Genomic DNA, 16487 nt, shown 5'->3' with positions numbered 1-16487 from the left:
TTATGGGTTCAATGAATGCGGAAAAACCATTGTCCGTTCTGGAAGATGCCTTAAAAGGCGGAGTCACTTGCTTCCAGTTCCGTGAAAAAGGTCCTCGTGCACTCGTTGGGATGGAAAAGAGGGCATTTGCTGAAAGCTGCCAACGATTATGCCGGCAATTCGGCGTTCCGTTCATCGTTAATGATGACGTCGATCTGGCGCTTGAAATGGATGCGGACGGCGTCCATGTCGGACAGGATGATGCTGAGGCGCGATTTGCCCGAGAAAAGATTGGAGCGGATAAAATCGTTGGCGTTTCAGTCCATACAGTGGAAGAGGCGAGGAGAGCGATGATGGATGGGGCAGATTATGTCGGCATGGGGCCAGTCTATCAGACGAGCTCGAAGGATGACGCGAAGCCGGTTGCAGGTACGACGATGATTACGGTAGTCGGAAAGCTTTTTCCGGATTTGCCGATCGTAGGAATCGGCGGTATTACAGCTGAAAACGCCGATGCTGTTTTCGAGGCGGGTGCCTCTGGGTTATCTGTCATTTCCGCTATTGCAACGGCCATGGACCCGGAACTGGCGGCAAGACGACTGAGGAAAGCGGCCTTACGCTCGATGTATGGGAGGCGCGCGGTTCGATGAATACACGAAAACTCGTCCTTATGACTGTGTTCACTGCCATCGCGGTAGCCGGTTCCGTATTCGTTTCTTTTCCGGCAGGGATTGCCCGGGCTTATCCAATTCAGCATGCGGTCAATGTCATCTCTGCGATTCTATTGGGACCAGTTCCCGCCGTCATCATTGCATTCATGACCGGTTTAGTCCGTATATTGACGGGCACCGGCTCGTTGCTTGCTTTCCCGGGTGGGATGATTGGCGCTGCGCTCGCGGGGCTGTTGTATAAGCAGTCGGGCAGGGCTTGGCTGGCTGCTGTTGGTGAAGTCATCGGCACCGGAATCATTGCATCCCTCTTTGCTGTCCCTTACGCCGCGATTCTCATGGGCACGACCGTCACCGCATTTTTCTTCATGCCCCCTTTTGTCGTTTCCAGCGTAAGCGGGGCAGTAATCGGCGTCGTAGTTGCGGTTCGGCTGCAAAGCATGCCCGCAGGCAAGAGATTGCAGAGTTTGTAGTTACAACATAATAGAACCTATCCCGAACCTTGGTCTGATCTGGTTCGGGATTTTTCATTTCATTGTTAATAATTAATAACGTAATGTTAATAATACTTTACACCATGTTAGGAATAGTATACATTATGAGTAGGAGGAATTAACATGCTGAAAAACAAGGTTCGGGAGCTGCGTGCTCGCCATGAGTTTACGCAAAGCAATCTTGCCAAAATGGTCGGCGTCACGCGGCAGACGATCGGTTTTATTGAAAAAGGGGAGTTTTCACCATCTGTCACGTTGGCTCTGAAAATTGCACAGGCACTCCAGTGTGACATTAATGAAGTATTTTGGTTGGAAGGGGAGGAATGAAATGAAAGGCGATATGAGGTATTCGTATCCGTTATGGCAAATGGGGTTTATAGTATTGCTGATCGCTCTTACGACGATAATTGGGTTCACTGCGGACTATGCAAAGAGCACGGATAGCTTTATTTTTCAATTTACTTTAGAGGGGGACAGTTTTTGGTACATGGCCGCTTGGCTTGCTGTGTTGGTTTTCTATATGATTTTATTTAAATGGAAACTCCATCAACATAACAAACGCAATCCAGATCATCAGATGAAATTCACGTCGTTTAAACCGCAGGAATATATGGCGGATGACGAGTTGTTTGAAGAGGTTACGAGACGCGCGACACAGAAAGCCTATTCTTACTTCACAGTTGCACTACCGCTTCTTGCAACAATGTATTTGATTTTACCGATTGGGAAGTTCGGGATGCTGAACGCATTGCTGTTGCTTGCGATTGGGCAGTACTTTGTTTATTACCGGACCATCAGGAGATATATGGCAGAGGATGCTGTTTAATGGTGAGAGGCACCGACTCAATTCAGAATTATGTCGGTGCCTCTCACCCTATGTTATAATGTCCTCTACATTCATAATTCGGAGGAGGACAAATGGTTTTTATTCGTAACCGACTAGTAAGTTATGGAGTGGATGAGGCTTGGGTTGATACGTTTTCATTTATCATCCTTGTCACGTTCATCACGCTCCTTTGTTTCATCGCAAATTGGATTACAAAAAAAGTGATTATCCGATTCATTACCCATATTATTAACAAGCATAAATTGAAGTGGGGCGATATTCTATTGGAGCGAAAGGTGCTCCGGAGACTGTCTCACTTTGTTCCTGCGATCATCATTTATTCTTTCGCTACCTCTTTCCCAACGTATCGGGTCGCGATTGAAACGTTGGCGTTGACGTATATGATGATTGTCGCGTTCGGCGTCATCAATCGATTATTAAGTGTATTCAATGATATATACCAAACGTATGAAATCTCGAAAACGAAGCCGATCAAAGGATATATTCAAGTTGCAAAGATTGTCATCATCATCATCGGAACAATTTTAGTGATTGCGAATTTGATGGGGAAAAATCCAGCAATTTTGCTTAGTGGAATTGGTGCTCTTTCGGCAGTGTTCATGTTAGTGTTCAAAGATTCACTGCTTGGATTAGTGGCGGGTGTACAGCTTTCCGCGACAGATATGGTGCGGGTCGGCGACTGGATTGAAATGCCGAAATACGGCGCCAATGGAGATGTTATCGATATTTCGTTGAATACGGTGAAGGTGCGGAACTTCGACCAGACGGTGACGATGATTCCGAGCTATGCTCTCATTTCGGATTCATTCATCAACTGGCGAGGGATGCAGGAATCCGGCGGCAGGCAGTTGAAGCGTGCATTGTATATTGATGTGACGAGCATTACTTTTTGCACGACGGAAATGATTGAGCATTATAAGCAAATTGATTATCTCTCGGACTACATCGTTGCGCGCGAACGGGAAATCGAGGCATATAACAATACGAATAAGATTGACCGCAGCAATATCGTAAATGGAAGGGCGTTGACGAATATCGGCGTTTTCAGGGCGTATATTGATCAATACCTTCAACGTCACCCTGGTATTCATAAGGGCAAGACATTAATGGTACGCCAGCTTGCGCCTGGAGAGACCGGACTGCCGCTTGAAATATACGCCTTTACAAACAGTACGCAATGGGCTGTCTATGAAACGGTCCAAGCCGACATTTTTGACCATCTATTCGCTGTTGCAGGGGAGTTCGGGCTCCGCATCTTCCAAAATCCGGCGGGCAGTGATTTGAAATGGGTAAGAGATCGTGAAGAAGTATAGCAGAGGAAGCATCCAAACTATTATTGGGTGCTTTTTCTGTTCGTCTAGCTCCGGGCGCTAGCTGCTTGGGTCATAAGTCGTCTCTGCTGCACGGCAAAGAGCGCCGTTTCGCAAATCCGCCTTATGCCTGTCGCAGCTGAGCAAGCGCCCTCCGCTTTTGTTCTTCCAATCATCGGAGAAGCCAACCAAATTAGTTTTTGGTTGGCTTCTTTGAGCTTTAATAGTTATCACTTTCAAGCTTTCGCCTTCCGATAGCTGTCGTAGATTTCAATTACAGTCGTCACGATAATAACTGCGATGACAGTCCATACCGCCCAATCGAAAAAGTTGTGAACTGAGGATAAATTGATTTCCAATTCGGTTGCTAAATAAGGAATCATTGCTTCGTTGAGGAGTGTGGGATTGGTAGCGATAATCGTCAAGACGACGACGCTGAATACTTTAATGACGGCATTTACAGTTACGAGCCTCATTGTCCACTGTCGTTCTTTCCATTTAAAGAGCGCTACGCCAATTTCAAGTAGGGCAAATGGCAAAACGATAGGCAAGTATGACATTAACACCTCTTGATTAAGAGCGGGCATCATCATTTGTAGCCCTTCACCATCTATTGATCGATAGACGCCGGCAATATGGTCAGCATTTATATAAAGAACGACCCAAATCACTGTCCAAACTAAACCGAAAATTACCTCGCCTCGTGGAATTGCCTTTTTCTTTGGGAGGACGTGGACATGCTTCAATTGTTCGGGAGTCCACTCTGTACCAAACATTGTAATCGAGCCATTGCTTTTTGCCATGCCAATTCTTTCAATGAAAATAAACACGATGGTGATCCAAAAGAAGGTTTGAATAAGCACATGTATGATATTGGCGATGATAATACCAAAGCTTTTTATCACAACAGAGAGTATGCTTTCTTCGCCCGAAAAAAGGACAATCGTTTCAACGACATGAACTAAAACGGTAATTAAAATAACCCAAGGGATAATCATCTTCATCGTCCACATATAAGCATCGTATACTTTTGGGCCAATCAAATACATCGGTGTGTCACGATAGCTTGCAGCGAGACGCGCGGGATCGCCAAGCGTTGAAAGAACATCCATTTCCTCTTCCTCGGTAAAGTTTTCGGGCAGCATATCCTCGATCGTAGATCTGAGTTCGAGGGCGATATCATTCCGTGATTTTTCCGGCAGTCTTCTTGTCACTTCATAGACATAGGCTTCAATCAGTTTCATCATTCTCATCTCCTTTCAATAATGTTTTCAGTTCAAATGTCATCGTTTCCCATTCCTTTTTCAATTGCTCATAAATTTCACTCCCATACTCACTAATGACGTAATACTTTCGCGGTCTGCTTTCCGTTGTGTCCCAACTGCTCGTTAAAAGTTCCTGTTTCTCCAATCGGCGAAGCAACGGATATAACGTGCTTTGTTCAATGGCTACCCCGGCTCTTTCAAGACGTTGGACTAATGAATATCCATATTGAGGCGTCCGCAATTGACTCAATACAGCGAGAGTTAATGTGCCTCTCCTTAATTCCGTTGTGAATGTCTCTAATAATGGTCCCATTGTTATCACCTCGTCTTCTTATACTATGCATCGTACACTATTATGATTCATATAACAATAAAAATCTGATACTAATTGATTTACTAAAGGCATGGGTTGGCATATTCTCGATGAAACTTTAAGAATCCTCTAACGTATAGTTAGTTTCCATACAATGCTTATGAATAAAGCGTTTTAGAAACTGTGCAGTTGAAAGGGGAGAGACCATTGGCTTTGATTCAAGCAGTGATATTCGATTTAGATGGAACACTATTGAACCGTGATGCATCGCTTTTGCAATTTATTCATTACCAATATGACGTACGGCAGGATGCTTTAAGTCATATTCCAAAAGAGGTGTTCGTTGAAAAGTTTGTGGAATATGATTGTGGCGGTTATGTGTGGAAGGACGAAGTGTATAAGCAATTGATTGATGAATTTCAAATTGAATGCTCGTATGTGGATTTATTGGAGGAATATATTCAAGAATTTTACCGCTTTTGTATCCCATATCCATACGCAGTTGAAACGTTGAAAGCGCTAAAGGATCAAGGGTTGAAGCTAGGTATGATCACGAATGGCCGAACTTCATTTCAAAATGGCAATATAGACGCACTTGGCATCCGACCGTTTTTTGATGAAGTTTTAATATCCCAAGAGGAAGGCATCAAGAAACCGGGACGTGAAATTTTCATGCGAGCCGCGAACCGATTGGGCGTAGAGCCAGTTCACTGTCTATTTGTGGGGGACCACCCGGTAAATGACGTGGAGGCATCGATGGCCGCAGGTATGATTGGCGTGTGGAAAAGAAATGCGGGGGAAGAACAGTTTGAAGCGGCTTGCGTTGTGGACTGTTTATCAGAAATCAGCGATCGATTAAAGAATGGAGGATAAAAGATGTTCGGAATCATTTATACGATAGCGATGCTCATAGTGCTGCCAGCCGTTTTCATCTCGGTCCTGTGGAAGGCCGCATTTAAGACAAAGCTTGAGTGGATGTTGGATGCACTTACGACTGCAGTCCTGCTTGTTTGGCTGTTTCAAGCAGGTAATTGGAGCTGGGTCGGTTATTACTTCCGCTATTTATGGCTCGTCCTTTTCATCGTAGCTTTCTTCATTTCATTGAAGAAGGTGCGAGACTTGCCGTTCAGAATGAAGTATACAAAAAATCAAAAGTCGACGATTGGTATTTATGCATTGCTTCTCGTCGTATTCGGTGCCTATAATGCATTTGTTTTCCCAAGTTACTCAGTCAATGAAGAAGCGATTAACCTGACATTTCCGATGAAACAAGGTACGTACTATGTCGGACAAGGCGGAAATAGCGTGCAAATGAATTACCATCATGCGTATGAAAGTCAGCAATATGCGTTGGACGTCTTGAAGTTGAATAAATTAGGAATCCGTGCAAATGGACTTTATCCGGAGGAATTAACGAAATACGCTATCTTCGGGGATGATCTCTATAGCCCGTGCAATGGAAAAGTCATCGAAGCAAGAAATGACTTGCCTGACTTGAACCCTCCCGAATCAAATCCGGAAAATCCTGAAGGGAACTATGTCGCCTTAATATGCGAACAGCACGAAGCGATGATTTATATCGCGCATATGCAGGAGGGAAGTGTCGCCGTAACGGAAGGTGATGAGGTGAAGACGGGGCGGCTGCTCGGAAGGATCGGCAACTCAGGAAATACGACCGAACCGCATTTGCATATCCATGCCGAATTGGATGGTGTAGGTGTGCCGATTGTATTCGAGGATAGATTTTTGACGAGGAATAGCTTGATGAGAACGGGGAAATGACAACAGTGCCAGCCAACCGCATGTTAAGGATAGGCGGATAGCTGGCACCTGTTAAAGGCGGGGGACATAAGATAAAGTGATCAAGACGATGAAAGGATTGAGAACGATCTATTACATTCCTTCGATGCCACCTTATTATTATATGCCGATGCCTTTTCCGCAAGGACAGCCGATGCAATGGGGATCGCCGAATATCGATTGGCGGCCGGGCGAAATGATGCCGATCCCTCTGCGAGATTATGGTGCCAACCCATTCGTTGTGAATATGAGGGCGGCTTCGAGGCAGAACAATAATTACCGCATTGCTTGGTGGACCGGGAAGCATCTTCAGGTAACGTTAATGAGCATCAATGTCGGTGATGATATTGGCTTAGAGATCCATCCGGATACAGACCAATTCCTCTACATCGAGGAAGGGCAAGGACTTGTTCAAATGGGGCCGAGCAAAGACAACTTGAACTTTGTCAGGAACGCGACGGTGAATTCCGCTATTGTCGTACCGGCAGGAACTTGGCATAACGTGACGAATACGGGACCGACGCCGCTGAAGCTTTATACGATTTACGCCCCGCCTCACCATCCTTTCGGCACTGTGCATGCAACGAAGGCGGTTGCCGAAGAGGAAGAAAAAGGATATGGCCAATAAAAGGAGACAGCTCCCAATGCGTAAAAACAGAATCATTCCATTTGGAGTGGTTCTGTTTTTAGTGCATTGAAATATCGTCTACTACCTTAGCAAACTTACATTTTTGTCATGACAGTTTTTCAGCTGGCTGCCTATGATACAATCAGCATAATAGAAGCTTGCCGGGGGTTTAAGTGTGTCAGGCGTAGGGGAGGAAGCGAAATGTTTACCATTCTAATCGTGGAAGATGAAGTGAAAATCCGTTCGTTGATTGCGGCGGAATTGCAAAACTGGGGGTATGCGGTGCATGTTGCGGAAGATTTCCGTCATGTGGAAGATACAGTCCTGACGGTGAAACCGCAACTCATTCTGCTCGATATTAATCTGCCTTATATGAATGGGTTTTATTGGTGTGAACGGATTCGGAGGCATTCAAATGTACCAATTGTCTTCCTATCATCCCGGACAGAAACGATGGATATGATGATGGCCCTTAATATGGGCGGCGATGACTTCATTCAAAAGCCATTTTCGATGGAGATGTTGATCACAAAAATTCATGCGCTGCTGCGACGGACGTATACATACCATCAAGCGGATACCGACCTGCTCACTCACCGGGAGTTAAAGCTTCATGTAAAGAGGGCGGCCCTCTCTACTCGAGATGGGGAGATCGAATTGACGAAAAATGAATTTCGGATCCTTTGCGTCCTGCTTGAACGTAAAAATGAAATTATCCCGCGGGATGAATTGATGGCGGCTCTTTGGGAGGATGAAAATTTCATCGACGACAATACACTCACTGTCAACATCAACCGATTGCGCCGCAAACTGGATGAACACGGGATGGAAGGGTATATTCAAACGAAAAAAGGGCAAGGATACATCCTCTCATGAGGACGTCATTCAGCCAATACATCCGCTTTCAAAAACGGCTGCTCATCCTATATGCGGCGATTATGGTATTTATTTCGATCATGCTATATGTCGAGCCGACGATGTCCATCCATTTTTCCAACCTTCTTTACATCCATGCCGTTGCGCTCATTTTCCTCATGGCCTATTTGACGATTGATTATTATACGATCGCAAAGCATCATAAGGAGCTCAGTTCCCGCTGGAGCAACGGAATGTTTATACAGGACGGCATTGGCGCTGCGAAAACGTACGAACAGCAATTGTATTTGGAAATGCTGCAATCCGTGAACGACGCGCATCAGCAGCAACTAACATCCATCCTTCAAGATAAAAAGGAGTCGATGGAATTCATGACAACATGGTTCCACGATATTAAAACACCGATTGCGATTAGTAGATTGATTCTGGAGCAAGCGAAGGAAAATCCGGATAACGAGAGCATTTTGGAGGAAATTTCACGCATTGAAAGAAGCGTCAATCAAGCCCTTTATTTCACAAGAACCGACCATTTCGCTCGTGATTATTTCATCTCCAGAACGGAACTCGATACAATCGTCAAGTCTGTCGTGAAGCAATTTGCAAAGGAGTTCATTAGACGGAAGATAAAAGTTGACCTCCATATTCAGCCCGTGGTCGTTGAAACTGACAGTAAATGGATTGTCTACTCGTTATCGGAATTCGTCTCCAATGCATTAAAGTATTCAAACGACGGGGGAACGATCACGTTCATCTCGGAGGAAGATTCCGGGGAGGTCAGATTGTCAATAAAGGACGAGGGCATCGGTATTCCTCAGCAGGACATAAGGCGTGTCTTCCAATTAGGATTTACCGGTACGAATGGGCGTGTCAATCGTAAGTCAACCGGAATGGGCTTGTATATCGCGAAAAAAATTCTCGACAAGGTAGGGCATAGAGTGACAATCTCTTCCAAGGAAAAGTTGTATACAATCGTAACTGTCCATTTCCGGAAAGGTGATGATTATTACTCGATTGTCAAATAATACGGGAAAGGCGACCCCTTCCCGTTCCTTTACAGATTCACAAGTTTATTTGCAGTTGCAACGGTCATTTGATAATAAACCCCATATAGACACATATACACAGCGACACTGATCGAAACGGGATAGAGGAAATTGATCGCCATCACATTGGAGAGTGACGCAAGAATGATGGAACTATGCGCAATCCCCACTAGTAAAGGGAGAAGGAATAAAAGAAATGTTTGTCTCGCAATCAGCGCTTTCACTTTCCTGCGGCTCAGTCCAATTTTACGTAAAATTTCGTAACGTTGCCGGTCTTCCGCCGCTTCTGTCAACGTTTTAAAATAAATGACGCTTCCCGTCGCGACTAAAAAGACGAGCCCCATGAAACCGAACACAAAAATAAGCAGGCCGTATATGGATTGTGCCGTTTGATAGCTTTCTGAAAAACTATAAAAGTCTTTATCCGGCTCAAACCACTCCGTTTCAATCCCATTCCATTCATAGACCGCTTTCAAATCGTCTGTTAAACGATCGGATTCCTTCTGATTGCTTACCTGTATGACTCGGGTCGCGTGCGTTGGCGTTCCTATTTTCAAACGTTCATATACTTGGTCATTCACAATCAATGCGGACGGCTGCACATTGTATGAAAATAAGGTTTCGACTTTATTGCCGATTACCCGAAATGGGATGTCCCCTTCAGGACTAGTAAGCGATAACTTATTGCCGACATTCTCATCCTTCTTTTGCGAACCGATGAAATTTCTCCCCATCATGATCGTTTCATTCTCTGTTAATGTATTAACTTGAGTACGCCCCAGCTTTTCCGCGAGCAGATTGTATGTTGAAACAGACAGCACAGAGAAAGAGTCCCTGTAATATAGAAAACCTCCGGGCACGGAGTCAAGCTCGTTTGCAGACCCAAGAACTGCCAAATACTCGAATGTTTCATCAAAAATGACAGGATGCTCCTCGTGTTCCGCTAGGATTTTTGTAATTTCAATGTCTGCAGATTCCGATTGGGCACCGAACTGATAACTATAAGGCACATGATCTTCTAGTGTTTGCAATGTATTAAAGTAAATTGTATAAGCAAAACCGAATGCAATGAGTGTTACGCCATTCAGTACGGAAATGACAGTCAATAGCAGCCCGTTGCTGCGTAGCCGACTTTTTAATTGTGTGAGCGTCAACAAATTCTTCCATCGTTGATAGGATTTTTTCCTTTTCTGCCATACATGAACGAGAAATCCGCTGCCCGTATGGAAAAGTAAATAGGATCCAATGATAAGGACAATCAAAATCATTGTGAAGTTTCTACCGAAATGATCGGTCCAGCTTTTTGATTCGAATGCATGTAAAAGGCTCCAATAACCAAAGCCGATTAATGCGATTGCAAGCAACGCGAAAATGTAAGACGGCTTCCATTGTTGCTGCACCTTTTGTTTTGCCTGAAACAGCTCAATCAATTTGAACCGATACGTGATCAAATACCCTTGGAACGATGTAATCGACATAATGAATAGGAAAACTAGCGCTGTCTGTATGATGGCCGCCGGCTGAATGGAAAACTGGACGACGATTGAAATTCCCATCACTTTAAGCAAAATCATACTAAAGAACGTTGAAAATAATTGTCCAAGGCCGATCCCAATAACTAACGCGAGAATACCTAATGACATATTTTCATAAAACAGCATTTTCCCGATTTCCTTCTTCGTCCCGCCGACTAGTGAATAAAGCCCGATTTCCTGTTTCCGGTTGGTAATGAAAAACGCATTGGAATACCAAACAAACACCATGATGAATAAAGACAGTAAAACGGAAACGCCCGTCAAAAGAGGCCCCATCTTATCTTCTCTTGCAAACGCCGCGCTGATTTGCTCATTGTATTGCAAAGAAACGAATGTGAAATAAATAAGCACGCTAAAAATAAGAGAAGCGATATAAATAAAATACTTTTGGATATTATGTTTAATGTTTTTCAAAACGACGTCAAATAATGTCATAACTGCCGCCCCCTAAGGATGACAATGTCGTCACGAGCCGATCGAAAAAAGATTTCCGATCATTATCGCCCTTCACAAGCTCGGTAAATAATTTGCCGTCCTTCATGAAAACGATGCGGTCGCAATAGCTCGCCGCGAATGCATCGTGCGTAACCATCAAAATCGTCGTCCCGTATTCATCATTCATTAATTGGAATGCCGACAGTAAATCCATTGAAGCTTTTGAATCCAACGCACCAGTCGGTTCATCCGCGAGAACGAGCCTTGGATTATGTATAATCGCCCGGGCGGCTGCGGTGCGCTGCTTTTGCCCGCCGGATGTTTCATAAGGATAGCGGTTCAAAATAGTCTCTATGCCAAGCTTCCCGGCAATTTCCGTCACTCTAACATCTGTCGTTAGATCGAATTTATTGGAAAACGTCATCGGCAACATAATATTTTCCCGTATCGTCAATGAATCAAGCAAATTATAATCTTGGAAAATGAATCCGAGCTTTTCCCGTCTAAACTCAGATAATGGCTCATCGCTTAAACTTGTAATCTCCGTTCCGCTTATCCGTACACTGCCGGACGTCGGCTTATCAATCGTAGCTAAAATGTTCAGTAGCGACGTTTTGCCTGCCCCGGAAGGACCCATAATGCCGACAATCTCCCCTTCCTGGACGTTGAAATCAATATTATCGAGCACAGGAACCAAATTCGATTTAGTTCCAAATACTTTCCGGATGCCTGTCGCCTGTAAAACGATATCCATCACATATTCCCCCAACTCATCTTTAATGATGTCTTCATCATACCGTGCGATAAAGGAGCCATCCATCGAAATAACGAACAAAACGATCATTGAAACTTACATTTTTGTTCGAAAGCGTTCGAGTGCTAATATGATTTCGATGAAAGATCATCTATTTTCTTGTCAAAGCCGGTTTGTTCTGTAACACAAATTAAAATTGAATAGAAACATGAAGAAAAGCCACTTGAATAGCTTTCTACTGTTATATAACTATTTCCCTATAACTTTTATAGGGATTTTTGATTTGAATCTAAGTCATTTCCCTTGTGAAACTAGTGATAATGGAGTAAAACAAAGATAGAAAGTCACCTATTATTAATATTTAAAGATAATATAATAGATGTATTTTCAATATCATTTATGAAGGAGACGTTCAACTATGATTTACTCCAATCCGAATACAGAAGGTGCAGTTATTCATTTCAAAGAGAAGTATGATAACTTTATTGGCGGTAAATGGGTTGCGCCGGTAAACGGTCAATACTTTGAAAATAAGTCACCAGTAACAGGGAAAGTATTTACAAAGGCAGCTCGCTCTTCAGCTGAAGATATTGAACTTGCATTAGACGCGGCACATGCAGCAAAAACTGCATGGGGCAAAACATCTACTACTGAACGTGCACGTATTTTAAATAAAATTGCGGATCGCATGGAAGAAAATCTTGAAATGATCGCAGTTGCGGAAACATGGGATAACGGGAAAGCAGTCCGCGAAACATTAAATGCTGATATCCCTTTAGCAATTGACCATTTCCGTTATTTCGCAGGCGTAATCCGTGCGCAAGAAGGCCGTACAACTCAAGTAGACAATGATACAGTTGCTTATCATTTCCAAGAGCCGCTTGGCGTTGTTGGACAAATCATTCCTTGGAATTTCCCGATCCTGATGGCAACATGGAAAATTGCTCCGGCTTTAGCTGCAGGAAACTGTATCGTTCTAAAACCTGCTGAACAAACGCCGGCTTCCATTATGGTCGTTATGGAATTGATTCAAGACATTCTTCCAGCAGGTGTATTGAACATTGTTAATGGTTTCGGTATTGAAGTCGGCAAGCCGCTTGCGACAAACCCGCGCATCGCGAAAATCGCATTCACAGGTTCCACAGCTGTCGGCCGTCAAATTATGCAATATGCAACTGAAAACATCATTCCTGTCACACTTGAACTTGGCGGTAAATCACCGAACGTATTCTTTGAGGATGTTATGGATAAAGACGATTCCTACTTGGATAAAGCAATCGAAGGCTTCGTCATGTTCGCATTGAATTCTGGTGAAATTTGCACATGCCCATCGCGTGCATTGATTCAAGAATCCATCTATGACAAATTCATGGAGCGCGCGCTCGAACGTGTAAAGGCGATCAAAGTCGGCAACCCGCTTGATACAGAAGTAATGATGGGTGCACAAGCTTCGAATGAACAAAAAGAAAAAATCCTTTCTTATATCAAACTTGGTAAAGAAGAAGGCGCTGAATTGCTATTCGGAGGGGAAGAGAATCATCTTGGCGGCGACCTTGAAAACGGCAACTACATCCAACCGACCGTCTTCAAAGGCGACAACAAAATGCGCATCTTCCAAGAAGAAATCTTTGGACCTGTTCTTTCCGTTACGACCTTCAAAGACTTCGACGAAGCGATGGAAATTGCTAACGACACACTTTACGGCTTAGGTGCAGGAGTTTGGTCACGTATCGGCGACACTGCCTACCGTGCAGGACGCGGAATTGAGGCAGGTCGCGTTTGGACAAACACATACCACCAATACCCTGCTGGCGCAGCATTTGGCGGATTCAAATTGTCAGGTATCGGCCGCGAAAACCACGCAATGATGCTTGAACATTACTCACAAACAAAATGTCTATTAGTTAGCTACGATAAAGACGCTCAAGGATTCTTCTAAATCGAAAGGATCTGTTATACATGGTAGAACGTGTCGTTGCAACAAAAGAGGCAGCAGATTTCATCAACTATTTGAAAAAAATCCACGGGTCAATGATGTTATACCAGTCGGGCGGCTGCTGTGAGGGTTCTGCCCCGATGTGCTACAGAGAAGGCGATTTCCGCTTAGGAGATATAGACGTACATCTCGGTACACTTGAAGACGTTCCATTCTATATGCACAAAAGTCAATACGATTATTGGAAGCATACACAACTGATTCTCGACGTCATTGAAGGCCGGGGAGCCAGTTTTTCACTCGACAGCGTGGAGGAGAAACATTTCATCATTCAATCCCGCGTATTTACGGAAGAGGAATATGAAGAAGTGAAAAAGCTTTAATAATAGGGAAAACAGGACCGTTCCGATAAGGGGGCGGTCCTGTTTTATTTCTTTTTAGAAATTTAATCAATCACGCAACATAACCTGCAACGTTTTCTTTTTCCATCTCGTTTGGAAATACGTATATTGGGCAATGAAATTCACACAGAATGTTATTGCATACGCTGCCCACACCCCATTTAATTGAAGGGAAGTGTGTCGGGATAGGAAATAAGCGACAGGTACTTCACATGCCCATATCGAAAGAACTAAAAAGATGGTCGGCCAGAGGACAACGCCTGTTGCGCGCATCGTGGCAGTTACGGTTTGCATATGCCCGAATATAATATAACTCCAAAACGTGATAAATAAATAATTTTTCGCAATGGAAAGAGTTTCAGCATGGTCAATGAACAGTCCTAAAATTGGTTCAGCAAACAGATACATAATCCCTATGATAATTCCGCCTAATACATAGTTCAGACGTACACTGACCTGTCGGATTTTTTGAATCATCTCCGTGGAACTCGCGCCAAGAGCTTGTGCTACGAAAACGGAGGTAGCAATTGCGATACTCATCGCGGGCATTTGTGCATATCCGCCAATCTGATTAACGACACCATAAGCGGCTGTCGCGCTGGATCCATAGACGTTTACAAAGCCAATGATCGCAATTTCAGCAACCGAAATCGCGACCATGCTTATGCTGGATGGGATTGCCAGTTTCAGTAAGGATGACAAAATATCCTTCTTTAATCTGAAGTATTGCAAGACTGATTTATCCAACCGCAAACTATGCTGTTTCTTATGCAAATAAAGCAACAATAATAGAAGTGTTATAAGATTGGACAACACTGATGCGTATGCAGCACCATTCAAACCAAAACGAGGCAAGCCAAGCCACCCGAACATAAGGACAGGGAGTAATGCGATATTTACTACCACGCTAATTACCAAGAAAATGAATGGCGTCTTGGAATCACCGACTCCCCGTAAGAAAGTCGTATACACCATGTAAATGAACATAATCGGTAATGTGAAAAATAAAATGCGGGCATAGGAAACACTTTGCGCAAAGATATTTTCAGGTGTCTGCATGATACGCAAAATGGTTTCAATGAATACACCGCCGAAAATAGCGACGACAATCGATAAAAGAGACGTTGCTGCTAACGTAACGCCAACAACTTGCTTCATTTTATCAATATTGCCTGCCCCAAAGGTTTGTCCTACCAATATCGAACTCCCAGAACCGATGCCGATTGCAAATGCCATTAGAAAGAAGAAGAACGGGAAGAACGCAGATATTGCTGCCAAAGCATCCACTCCTAGATTTCTTCCCACTAAAAACATCCCGAAAATTTGACCAAGGGATTGTAAAATATTCGCGAACATGATTGGCAGTAGAAAACTGATGAACGCTTTCTTTAATGCCTTGTCATCGCGTAATAGTGTTTCATTCATAATTTGTTCCTCTCCGCTATAAAATTAATACCCCATTTCCTTCAAGACGCGTGACAACGTACGTAAACGTTCGCCGATCAATTCACCATCATTACTTAACGCCTGATTGAACAATTGGATATCCTCTTTAATTTGATCATTCTCTGTACATACTTCTACCGTCATCGCATCCCCTTGAAGCCCCACACGTTTAATAACCGGATTTTCAGGATCATATAAATCTTCATAACGGTACGCATCTTTAAAGTAAAGCTGCGACTCGCATACTAATATAGCGAGGTCAAGAACTCGATGAAGCGGCAGCTCTTCTGACTGGCGAGACCATTTTCCTCCCGTATGCCGCCATACTTTTGCAGAAATATCCACTTTTCCGCGGTCATTCCATTGTGCAAGTCCGAGCGATAGTCCTTGCGCATCCGTTTTATACGCAGTCCTTCCATCGATATTCGCATAATTCTCAGCAACAATTACGGGTTTGTGTTTCAAATGTGTTGGTATATTCATTTTTTTATCCCCTTTACTGATTTAGTAAATTACTAACATAGTAAATATAAATCTTGTTGTGCTTGATGTCAATAAATAAAATGCAGGAGTGTTGAAAATAAGTTCGCGTTGAAAGTATGCATTGGTTGTTGAACAGTTCAGCAAAATTACTTGTATAAGTGACAGAAATTTGGAATAGTTAAAAGAGATAATGATGGGTCATTCTCGGTAAAGGTAGGCCCAGTTAATCTCACAAGGGCTCATTCTTTTATAGAACGGCCATTTAATCTCACGA

The 16487-nt window shown here is 43.6% G+C and carries 18 protein-coding genes; 12 read left to right on the top strand and 6 right to left on the bottom strand.

Annotated elements, in window-relative coordinates:
- Window positions 1-2 precede the first annotated feature (2 nt).
- The 5 genes from thiE (at window position 3) to SLU01_RS14575 (ending at window position 3301) form a co-directional block, all read left to right on the top strand.
- Window positions 3-629, top strand: a complete 627-nt coding sequence (gene thiE / locus SLU01_RS14595; RefSeq protein ID WP_218029708.1) for a thiamine phosphate synthase — start codon at window positions 3-5, stop codon at window positions 627-629.
- Entirely contained in the window at window positions 626-1120 is a 495-nt protein-coding gene (gene thiW, locus SLU01_RS14590) for an energy coupling factor transporter S component ThiW (protein WP_147059621.1), read from the top strand. The genes thiE and thiW overlap by 4 nt, the downstream gene beginning before the upstream one ends.
- Before the next feature lie 144 nt (window positions 1121-1264).
- Window positions 1265-1468 carry a helix-turn-helix transcriptional regulator gene (locus SLU01_RS14585; RefSeq protein ID WP_147059620.1) on the top strand — a complete coding sequence of 68 codons (204 nt, stop codon included), beginning with the start codon at window positions 1265-1267 and terminating at the stop codon, window positions 1466-1468.
- A gap of 1 nt (window position 1469) precedes the next feature.
- Window positions 1470-1967, top strand: coding sequence for a hypothetical protein (locus SLU01_RS14580; RefSeq protein ID WP_147059617.1), 498 nt, complete (start codon window positions 1470-1472; stop codon window positions 1965-1967).
- A 92-nt stretch (window positions 1968-2059) separates the two neighbouring features.
- A complete protein-coding gene (locus tag SLU01_RS14575; protein ID WP_147059615.1) occupies window positions 2060-3301 on the top strand; it encodes a mechanosensitive ion channel family protein in 1242 nt (413 codons plus the stop codon).
- 233 nt (window positions 3302-3534) lie between these two features.
- Here SLU01_RS14575 and SLU01_RS14570 read toward each other — a convergent pair whose 3' ends face one another.
- Both SLU01_RS14570 and SLU01_RS14565 read right to left on the bottom strand, forming a co-directional pair.
- Window positions 3535-4542, bottom strand: a complete 1008-nt coding sequence (locus SLU01_RS14570; RefSeq protein WP_147059613.1) for an HAAS signaling domain-containing protein — start codon at window positions 4540-4542, stop codon at window positions 3535-3537.
- Window positions 4529-4876, bottom strand: a complete 348-nt coding sequence (locus SLU01_RS14565) for a PadR family transcriptional regulator (RefSeq protein ID WP_147059612.1) — start codon at window positions 4874-4876, stop codon at window positions 4529-4531. The genes SLU01_RS14570 and SLU01_RS14565 overlap by 14 nt, the downstream gene beginning before the upstream one ends.
- Before the next feature lie 207 nt (window positions 4877-5083).
- On the opposite strand from SLU01_RS14565, the gene SLU01_RS14560 reads away from it, so the two are divergent.
- From SLU01_RS14560 to SLU01_RS14540, 5 genes are all read left to right on the top strand, one after another.
- Complete coding sequence (locus SLU01_RS14560; protein WP_246111001.1) at window positions 5084-5749, top strand: HAD family hydrolase; 666 nt, start codon at window positions 5084-5086, stop codon at window positions 5747-5749.
- A 3-nt stretch (window positions 5750-5752) separates the two neighbouring features.
- Complete coding sequence (locus SLU01_RS14555; protein WP_246111000.1) at window positions 5753-6658, top strand: M23 family metallopeptidase; 906 nt, start codon at window positions 5753-5755, stop codon at window positions 6656-6658.
- Window positions 6659-6764: 106 nt separating this feature from the next.
- Window positions 6765-7304 (top strand): cupin domain-containing protein, encoded by a 540-nt coding sequence (locus tag SLU01_RS14550; protein ID WP_246111003.1) that lies wholly within the window; start codon window positions 6765-6767, stop codon window positions 7302-7304.
- A gap of 201 nt (window positions 7305-7505) precedes the next feature.
- Window positions 7506-8180: a response regulator transcription factor gene (locus SLU01_RS14545; RefSeq protein ID WP_147059607.1), complete on the top strand. Its 675-nt coding sequence runs from the start codon at window positions 7506-7508 to the stop codon at window positions 8178-8180.
- Window positions 8177-9202 carry a sensor histidine kinase gene (locus SLU01_RS14540; protein ID WP_147059605.1) on the top strand — a complete coding sequence of 342 codons (1026 nt, stop codon included), beginning with the start codon at window positions 8177-8179 and terminating at the stop codon, window positions 9200-9202. Before SLU01_RS14545 ends, SLU01_RS14540 begins: the two co-directional genes overlap by 4 nt.
- Before the next feature lie 29 nt (window positions 9203-9231).
- Here SLU01_RS14540 and SLU01_RS14535 read toward each other — a convergent pair whose 3' ends face one another.
- On the bottom strand, window positions 9232-11193 hold the full coding sequence (locus SLU01_RS14535; RefSeq protein ID WP_147059603.1) for an ABC transporter permease: 1962 nt from the start codon (window positions 11191-11193) through the stop codon (window positions 9232-9234).
- Window positions 11180-11947, bottom strand: a complete 768-nt coding sequence (locus SLU01_RS14530; RefSeq protein ID WP_147059664.1) for an ABC transporter ATP-binding protein — start codon at window positions 11945-11947, stop codon at window positions 11180-11182. The genes SLU01_RS14535 and SLU01_RS14530 overlap by 14 nt, the downstream gene beginning before the upstream one ends.
- A 418-nt stretch (window positions 11948-12365) precedes the next feature.
- Here SLU01_RS14530 and exaC point away from each other — a divergent pair, with 418 nt between their 5' ends.
- Window positions 12366-13886 (top strand): acetaldehyde dehydrogenase ExaC, encoded by a 1521-nt coding sequence (gene exaC, locus SLU01_RS14525; RefSeq protein ID WP_147059601.1) that lies wholly within the window; start codon window positions 12366-12368, stop codon window positions 13884-13886.
- 20 nt (window positions 13887-13906) lie between these two features.
- Window positions 13907-14266, top strand: coding sequence for a DUF779 domain-containing protein (locus SLU01_RS14520; protein ID WP_147059599.1), 360 nt, complete (start codon window positions 13907-13909; stop codon window positions 14264-14266).
- Between the two features lie 66 nt (window positions 14267-14332).
- Here the strand turns inward: SLU01_RS14520 and SLU01_RS14515 are convergent, their stop codons facing one another.
- Window positions 14333-15709, bottom strand: a complete 1377-nt coding sequence (locus SLU01_RS14515; protein WP_147059597.1) for an MATE family efflux transporter — start codon at window positions 15707-15709, stop codon at window positions 14333-14335.
- 24 nt (window positions 15710-15733) lie between these two features.
- Window positions 15734-16213: a DUF6530 family protein gene (locus tag SLU01_RS14510; RefSeq protein ID WP_147059595.1), complete on the bottom strand. Its 480-nt coding sequence runs from the start codon at window positions 16211-16213 to the stop codon at window positions 15734-15736.
- Window positions 16214-16487 lie beyond the last annotated feature (274 nt).

Source organism: Sporosarcina luteola, assembly GCF_007991495.1.
Classification (GTDB): Bacteria; Bacillota; Bacilli; order Bacillales_A; family Planococcaceae; genus Sporosarcina; species Sporosarcina luteola.
This window is presented reverse-complemented; position numbering and strand designations above follow the sequence as displayed.